Source organism: Caulobacter sp. GW821-FHT10A10, from assembly GCF_059415745.1.
The window spans coordinates 42,142-49,992 of record NZ_JBWKNV010000016.1 but is presented as its reverse complement, the minus strand read 5'-3'; the positions used below and the strand labels follow the sequence as shown (position 1 = coordinate 49,992).

Sequence of the window (7,851 nt, the reverse complement as noted above, 5' to 3'; positions counted from 1 at the left end):
GAAGTCCGCAAAACACGCCCCAGACACCAGGCCCACATAGCCCGTGCCAATCATCGCTACGCGCATCGAAACCTCTTAGACTTAACGCCTCGCGACACAAGGCAGGCGGACGGCTCCTAATTGCGTAATCAGAAGTCGGAAGCAACCGTCCGTTCGTGAAAATTCTAGAAAGCGGGCGGACCTGTCGTATTTCGCCTGTCCAATGGGCTCTATTCACTAAGTTCCAAGCAGTTGACCTTGACTACACGCGCGAAATGAACTTTGCGCGTCTTGGGGGAAGAGTCTTCGGTCGGAACGTGTCAGGCCCCCTCCCGCACGGGGCGGGCTTGGACGGAGGCGCCTCGCGTCAGCTTCGACAGCCAGCGCGGCGCCGCCAGTCCGAGCGGCGGCAGAAGGCCCCAGCGCGCGAGAATAAGGTGCGCGACGAAGGGGGCGGCGACCCCGACACCCGTGCAGAGCAGGGCGTAGACGCCGGCGATCTGCGGCACGTGCAGCTTGACGAGCACGATGCGCAGCCCCGCGGCGACGATGATGTGCATGACGTAGATGCTCATCGACGCCTCGCCCAGCGCCACGGCCCAACGCTTGATCGTGGCTGGCAGGGCGCTGGCCGTGGCGACCAGCGCCGCGGCCCCCAGCAGCGCGGCCGGCAGGGCGGGGATGGAGCTGTAGTCTCCGTGCGCCACTAGGCTGGCCGCCCAGACCGCGCCGGCGAACAGCGCCCACAGTGCGGCGGGGGCGGCGAGGTTCTTTACGCCCGGCCACGACAGGGCTCGGGTCGCGGTCAGCACGCCTGCCAGGAAGAACGGCAGGGAATAGGTGAAGCGCTCGAGAATGACGTCGTTGGGCAGGAACTGGCTGGCCGCCAGGGCCCCGACCGCGATGACCGCCAGCGCGATGGGGCGGTAGTTCACGATCGCCAGGACGATGTGGCAAAGCATCAGGGCGTAAAGGAACCAGAACTGGGCCATCGGGCTCCAGCCGATATAGGCCAGTTCGTGGACGTCGAGCTGCCGGTTGGTCTGCGACGAGGCGGCCACCAGGATCAGGCCCTGGATCAGCGACCACAGCACATAGGGATAGGCGACCGTGACGACCTTGCTCAGCAGGTAGGACCTGGCGCTTCGTTCCACGCTCTTGCGGGCGTTCAGCCCCGCCAAAAAGAAGAACAGGGGCATGTGGAAAGTATAGAGCGTGAAGTCGAGGGCCGCCCAGAACGGGCCCTTGGCGATGTCGGCCGAAACCAGCCCGCGCGCGACGTGGCTGAGCACCACCAGCACGATGCCGAGGCCCCGCGCGGCGTCGATCCATTCGATGCGGGGTCGTTTTTCACCGTGGGGAGGGGCGGGAAGCGCCTCGGTCGTGGAGGGGGAGCCGATGTCCATCTCTGACGCCATGCCTGTCAATGTTGTGTTGCGTGGAGCGATGCACGTCCGGGTGCAAGAGACGCTAGGCCCTGTCTCTCGCCAATTTGGGAATTTTCTGTGACCCAAAGGCGAGGAATTCACGTCGCCTCGCCGGTTTGCCCAAATCGGTCGCAGCGTCCGTCAGGCGACGCTCCGTCGCCACGGCTGAGGCGCCCGAATTCCCCTTCGACGAACATTGATATTCCCCTCGCGGTTGCATCGAATCCGTGTTTAGCTCCGAGTTGCAATCGTGGGGCGTGCCTATCTGCGGGGAGGGCGACGAGTGGCGGGTTCGTTACTGGAAAGTCTGCTGGGCGGAGCGGCGCGGGTGCTGAGCCGGTTCCAACCCTGGCACAAGTATCCGACCACGCTGGCCGTGCCGACGCTGGCGGGCCTGCGCGTCAACATGCGCCACGAGAACCTGTTCGACACCGAGATGGAGCCGACGATCGCCGCGCCCGAGCCGGCGCCCGGCTCGATCGACGTGCGCGAGGCCCGCACCGCCGACGGCAGCTACAACGACCTCTCCAAGCCCTGGATGGGCATGACCGGGGCGCGTTTTGGCCGCAACATGCCGATCGAGCGCACCTTTGGCGAGGAAGAGCCGGCCCTGATGACCCCGAACCCCCGGGTGATCAGCAATCGGCTTCTGGCCCGCAAGGAATTCGTGCCGGTCCCGCACCTGAACGCCCTGGCCGGCGCCTGGCTGCAGTTCATGGTCCACGACTGGCTGAGCCACGGTGAAAACGATCCGGAAGACAAGTTCTACGTGCCGATCCCCGAGGGCGACAGCTGGCCGGGCGGGGTGATGGAGATCCTCAAGACCCTGCGCGATCCCGACCGTCCGGGCGATGCGGGCCGGCCCCAGGCCTACACCAATGTCGAGACCCACTGGTGGGACGCCTCGCAGATCTACGGCTCGTCGCTGCGCCGGCAGATCAAGGTGCGGACGGACCCGACGACGGGCCAGTTCCTTACCGACGGCAAGCTGGGCCTGAAGCCCGACGGCCACCTGCCCATCGACGAGGCCGCCAAGATCCCGGGCCTGGAGCTGGCCGGGGTGAACGGCAACTGGTGGATCGGCCTGTCGGTGATGCACACGGTCTTCGTGCGCGAGCACAACTCGGTCGTCGACCGGCTGAAGATCGACTTCCCCGAGGCCTCGGGCGAGTGGCTGTTCCAGAAGGCCCGCCTGGTGGTCTCGGCCCTGCTGGCCAAGATCCACACCGTCGAGTGGACGCCGGCCCTGATGAACAGCCCCGAGGGGCGCCTGGCCATGCGCGCCAACTGGTGGGGCCTGGCGGGCGAGACCTTCCACCGGGCCTTCGGCCGCCGTGGCGAAAGCGAGATCCTGTTCGGGGTGGCCGGCTCGCCGGTCGACCACCACAACGCCCCCTACGCGATGACCGAGGAATTCGCGGCCTGCTACCGCATGCACCCGCTGATGCCGGACGACTATTCGTTCCGCAGCCACGTGGACGACAGTGAGCTGCTCAAGCGCGACCTGATCGGCGTGGCCCGCGGCCAGGCCTCCAGCGTCTACGAGCACGCCAGCTTCGACGACGTCGTCTACTCGCTGGCCACCAGCCACCCGGGCGCGCTGTGCCTGCACAACTACCCCAACACCCTGCGCAACCTGCCGCCCAAGCGCGACAACGACGTGCTGACGGATCTGGCCGCCACCGACATCCTGCGCGACCGCGAGCGGGGCGTGCCGCGCTACTGCGAGTTCCGGCGCCACATGAGCATGCGCGCGCCCAAGACCTTCGCCGAGCTGACCGACAACAAGGAATGGCAGAAGGAGCTGGAGGAGATCTACGGCGACGTCGAGAAAGTCGACCTGCTGGTCGGCACTCTGGCCGAAAGCCAGTGCACGCGTAACGGCACGCCGCCGGGCTTCGGCTTCTCCGACACCGCCTTCCGCATCTTCATCCTGATGGCCACCCGCCGCCTGAAGAGCGACCGCTTCTACGGCGAGGACTTCAACGCCAAGGTCTACACCCCGGCCGGCTTCGCCTGGGTGCGCGACAACGGCCTGCGCCAGGTGATGGAGCGTCACGTTCCGGCCCTGGCCGCCCAGTTCGCCGACGCCCGCAGCATGTTCTTCCCCTGGGCCAAGGGGACCGCGGGATGAGCAGCCGGATCCGCATTCCCGGCCTCGTCGACGTGATCCGCCTCGACGAGCCGGCCGCCATTCGCGCGATCGTCGCCGATCCGCGCCTCGACCGCGACTTCAAGAAGGAAGGGCCGCTGGTCAACCGGCTGCTGGCCGGGCGCATTCGCAAGGTGCTGCGCGTCGGCTCGCACCCGCTGCCGGCCGTCGCCCCGCGCGAGGCCGAGGACCGCGCGCGGCTGCAGGCCCTGTTGGAGCAGCGCTTGCAGAACGCCCAGCTGGGCACGCCCGAGCAGCGCGCGACCCTGGCGGCCTATGTGCGCGGCGAGAAGGGCGAGGGGGTCCTGGGTCCCACCGCCCAGGCCGCCGTCGGCGAGCTGTTCGCCCCCGGCTACGCGGCCCGCAAGGACCGCTGGAACGCCGCCCGCACGCTGGACGCCGCGCCGCGCTCGTTCAATCCGCTGCAGATCCTGTGGTGGGGCCTGACCGGCGCCGTCGACCGGGCCCGCAAGACCCTGGCCGCGCCGGTCGACAACGATCCGGCCGCCGTCCACGCCACCGGCGTCGCTGTCCATAATCTGGTGCGCGGCCTGAAGATCATGCGCGGGCTGTGGCGCCAGCCCTTCGCCCGCGAAAGCCTGACCGAAGAGGCGGTGATCTGCCAGTGCGCCGTCGCGCCCGCCAACGTGCTGCGCCAGTGGAAGGCCCCGGCCAGCACCCTGTGGGGCGAGGTCGAGCCCGGGGCGATCACGCTGTTCCAGCTCGATGCGGCCCGCTACCGCAGCCCATCGCACCAGATCGTGTTCATGACCGACAGCTGGAGCCGCTGTCCCGCCCACCACTGGACCGCCTCGCTGCTGGGCGCGGTCTGGCGCGAGGCCAAGGCCAGCGCTCCCGTGAAGGGAGGCCGGGCATGACCGACGTCCTGCCGCCGCGCGCCGCCGCCGCTGGTCCCGTCATTCGCACCCCCGCCGACGCGGCGGCCGCGGGCGACCCGATCTTCCAGCCGCTGCATTTCCGCAACCTGACCGTCAAGAACCGGATCTTCCGCTCCAACATCTCGGGCATCTTCGACAACCAGGACGGTTCGCTGACCCAGACGCGGATCAACTGGGAGAGCAAGTTCGCCAAGGGCGGGGTGGGGGCGATCATCTCGTCCTACGTGCCGGTGCTGATGGAAGGCCGGATCATCGCCGGCTACGCCACCGTCCACCGCGACGAGTTCATCCCGCTGTGGGCCAAGCTGGGCGAGGCGGTGCACAGCTTCGACGCCAAGTACATCATGCAGCTGAGCCACTCGGGCCGGCAGATGGACCTGCCCGGCGTGCACAACCAGATGCGCCCGAGCCTGACCTCGACCGACAACAAGGAAACCCTGCACGGCTTCCTGTGTCGGGCCATGACCAAGGGCGACATCGAGCACACGATCAACGCCTTCGCGGCCGGCGCATGGCGGGCGCGCGAGGCGGGGCTGGACGGCGTCGAGCTGCACGCGGCCAACGGCTACCTGTTCACCCAATTCCTCAGCTCGGGGATCAACGACCGCACCGACGAGTACGGCGGCTCGCTGAAGAACCGCGCCCGCTTCCTGCTCGACGTGATCAGCGCCATCCGCGCGCGGGTCGGGCGCGACTTCCACCTGCAGGTCAAGCTCAGCGCCATCGACCGCAACAACGTCATCCCGTGGGAGAAGAAGGGCAACACCCTGGCCGACACGGTGCAGGTGGCCCAGTGGGTCGAGGCGGCCGGCGCCGACGCCATCCACGTCTCGTCCGGCTCGCTGTTCCCGCACCCGCTGAACCCGCCGGGCGACCTGCCGATCGACATCCTGGCGGTGACCTACGACGCCATGATCAGCTCGGGCGTCTACGGCTTCCGCAACTTCCTGCTGTTCCGCTATCCGCTGCTGCGGCCGATCTTCCACTGGATCTGGTTCCGCATGAAGAAGGGCCATCCGATCGAGGGCGTCAGCCTGGAGGAGGCCCGGGCGATCAAGGCGGCGGTGAATGTGCCGGTGCTGTGCACGGGCGGCTTCCAGACCGCCTCGTTCGTGCGCGACGCCATCTCCGGGGGCGTGGTCGACGGGGTGTCGATCGCCCGTTCGCTGATGGCCAACAAGGATCTGGTCCAGCAGTGGGCGGCCGGCCACGACCTGCCGGAGAAGCCCTGCACCTACTGCAACAAGTGCCTGGCCAACGCGCCCAAGAACCCGATGGGCTGCTACGAGGAGGCCCGCTTCCCGTCCCGCGAGGCGATGATCGACGAGATCATGAGCGTCTACAAGCCGCGCGCCGACATGCGCATTCCCCTGGCTTCGGAGCTGTAGGATGGCGGCGCGCAAAGCGGTGACGGCGGTCGAGGCCCATCTGGCCGCAACGCGCTGGCAGCTTCGGCTGGGCGTGGCGGTGGTGGCGCTGCTGATCGCTCTCGGTGTGGCGGTGCTGGGCCTTGGCCTGTGCGCGGCCCTGCGGCTGTCGGGCTCGGCCACGCCGCGCTACGCCAGCGATGTCGACCACTTCAAGTACGGCTCGATCGGCTCCGAACCGCAGAGCGGCGTGCCTTATGCGCTATGGAAAGCCCTGCCGGCCCTCTATCCCAAGCAGTTCGAGGGCCGCAACGACTACACCGCCTTCGGCTTCATCTACGAGACCGACGACAAGGGCGTGCGCAAGGACCTGCCGATCGGCGTCTCCAAGCGCCAGGTCAACGGCGTCGACGTGGTCTGGCTGAACTGCGCCACCTGCCACACCGGCACCTGGCGGGCCTCGGACGGCGGCGTCGTGCACGTCGTGCCGGGCATGCCGTCCAACAATCTCGACTTCCACCGCTTCGTCTCTCTGCTGCTCACCGCCGCCACCGACGAGCGTCTGGAGGCGGCCGACCTGTTCGGGCCGATGGAGAAGGCCGGGACACGCCTTGACTGGTTCGACCGCCTGGTCTGGCAGGCCGCCGTCATGCCGCGCTTCCGCGAGGGCCTGATCCGCGTGCGCGGCCGCCTGGCCCCGCTGCTGGAGCGGCAGTCGCCCTGGGGAGCCGGCCGCGTCGACACCTTCAACCCCTACAAGCTGCTGCAGTTCGGCACGCCGGCCGCCAGCCTGAGCGAGGCCGAGGTGCACGGGGTCTCTGACTTCCCGGCGATCTTTAACCAGCGCCCGCGCGAGGGCATGGAGCTGCACTGGGACGGCAACAACACCTCGCTGCAGGAGCGCAACCTGTCGGCCGCCATCGGCGCGGGCGTCACGCCCAAGACCGTCGACCACGCCTCGCTCCGGCGCGTGGCGGGCTGGTTGATGGACCTGCCGGCGCCGGTCAGCCCGCATCCGCTGAACACCCAGGCGGCCCTGCGCGGCCAGGCGATCTACAAGGCCGAGTGCTTCGCCTGCCACGGCGGGCAGGAGGCCGGCGGCTACGTCTTCAAGGCCGAAAAACTGGGCAAGGTGACGCCGATCGCCCTGATCGGCACCGATCGCGCGCGCCTGGACTCCTACACCAAGGAGTTCCGCGAGCAGCAGGTGAGCAAGATGTTCGCCGGCACGCCCTACCAGTTCCGCTACTTCCGCAAGACCGACGGCTATTCCAACCAGCCGCTCGACGGGCTGTGGCTGCGCGGGCCCTATCTGCACAACGGCTCGGTGCCGACCCTGACCGACCTCCTGAAGGCGCCGGCCGAGCGGCCCAAGGCCTTCCTGCGCGGTCGCGGCCAGGACGTGATCGACCCGGTCAACGGCGGCTTCCTGACCACGGCCTGCACGCCCGGTCAGCCGACCCCGCGCGGGACCAGCTGCTACGACACGGCCCTGCCCGGCAACGGCAATGGCGGACACCTCTACGGCGTGGGTCTGACGCCCGAACAGAAGGCCGACCTGTTGGCCTATCTGCTGACTTTCTGAAGGGGGAACGACGATGAGCGACGGCCTCAGCATCGGCTGGTCGGATGAGCAGGCCAGGCGCGCGCGCAACGTCTATCGCGGCGTGCTCGGCTTCAACATGTTCCTGCACCTGGTCGTGGGCCTGCTGTGCATGTTCGCCCCGAACTTCGTCTCGCAGACGGTGGGCCTGGACGCGCCGAATGTCGCGGGCTGGACGCGCGGCTGGGGCGCGACCCTGATCCTGGTCACGGCCCTTTATGTGCCGGGCCTGCTGGAGCCGGTGCACAAGCGCGCCCCCAACCTGATCGGCATACTGGGCCGGATCTGGATGGGCACGGTCTGGGTGTTCTGCGGCGGGGGCTTTCTGTGGTTCGCCCTGTTCGACTACGCCTGGGCGCTGATCATCTTCCTGTTCTACCTGCGCCTGTTCCGCGCCCACGTCATGACGCGGCCTTAAGGAGGC

General features: G+C 68.3%; 7 protein-coding genes. 5 read left to right on the top strand and 2 right to left on the bottom strand.

Translation table 11 applies throughout. From position 1 onward, the window contains the following. Both AC07NS_RS26380 and AC07NS_RS26375 read right to left on the bottom strand, forming a co-directional pair. A partial coding sequence (locus AC07NS_RS26380) for a hypothetical protein (RefSeq protein WP_494608157.1) occupies positions 1-66 on the bottom strand: 66 nt, incomplete at its 3' end. A gap of 233 nt (positions 67-299) precedes the next feature. Then, positions 300-1,385 (bottom strand): acyltransferase family protein, encoded by a 1,086-nt coding sequence (locus AC07NS_RS26375; RefSeq protein ID WP_494608154.1) that lies wholly within the window; start codon positions 1,383-1,385, stop codon positions 300-302. Positions 1,386-1,689: 304 nt separating this feature from the next. Between AC07NS_RS26375 and AC07NS_RS26370 the strand changes: the two genes are divergently transcribed. Genes AC07NS_RS26370 through AC07NS_RS26350 form a run of 5 tightly spaced genes read left to right on the top strand, consistent with a single transcriptional unit; the run spans position 1,690 to position 7,845 of the window. After that, on the top strand, positions 1,690-3,540 hold the full coding sequence (locus tag AC07NS_RS26370; RefSeq protein WP_494608153.1) for a peroxidase family protein: 1,851 nt from the start codon (positions 1,690-1,692) through the stop codon (positions 3,538-3,540). Next, complete coding sequence (locus tag AC07NS_RS26365) at positions 3,537-4,436, top strand: hypothetical protein (protein ID WP_494608152.1); 900 nt, start codon at positions 3,537-3,539, stop codon at positions 4,434-4,436. The genes AC07NS_RS26370 and AC07NS_RS26365 overlap by 4 nt, the downstream gene beginning before the upstream one ends. Next, positions 4,433-5,845, top strand: a complete 1,413-nt coding sequence (locus tag AC07NS_RS26360) for an NADH:flavin oxidoreductase (protein ID WP_494608151.1) — start codon at positions 4,433-4,435, stop codon at positions 5,843-5,845. The genes AC07NS_RS26365 and AC07NS_RS26360 overlap by 4 nt, the downstream gene beginning before the upstream one ends. Before the next feature lies 1 nt (position 5,846). Next, positions 5,847-7,409: a c-type cytochrome gene (locus tag AC07NS_RS26355; protein WP_494608149.1), complete on the top strand. Its 1,563-nt coding sequence runs from the start codon at positions 5,847-5,849 to the stop codon at positions 7,407-7,409. A gap of 13 nt (positions 7,410-7,422) precedes the next feature. Beyond that, the gene (locus AC07NS_RS26350) at positions 7,423-7,845 is read left to right on the top strand and encodes a hypothetical protein (RefSeq protein WP_110117880.1); all 423 of its coding nucleotides are present in this window, start codon (positions 7,423-7,425) and stop codon (positions 7,843-7,845) included. The last annotated feature ends 6 nt before the right edge of the window (positions 7,846-7,851 follow it).

Bases quoted from the DNA above. Each gene is read 5' to 3' on its own strand.
- AC07NS_RS26375 (WP_494608154.1), bottom strand. From the start codon at position 1,385: ATGGACATCGGCTCCCCCTCCACGACCGAGGCGCTTCCCGCCCCTCCC.
- AC07NS_RS26365 (WP_494608152.1), top strand. From the start codon at position 3,537: ATGAGCAGCCGGATCCGCATTCCCGGCCTCGTCGACGTGATCCGCCTC.
- AC07NS_RS26360 (WP_494608151.1), top strand. From the start codon at position 4,433: ATGACCGACGTCCTGCCGCCGCGCGCCGCCGCCGCTGGTCCCGTCATT.
- AC07NS_RS26355 (WP_494608149.1), top strand. From the start codon at position 5,847: ATGGCGGCGCGCAAAGCGGTGACGGCGGTCGAGGCCCATCTGGCCGCA.
- AC07NS_RS26350 (WP_110117880.1), top strand. From the start codon at position 7,423: ATGAGCGACGGCCTCAGCATCGGCTGGTCGGATGAGCAGGCCAGGCGC.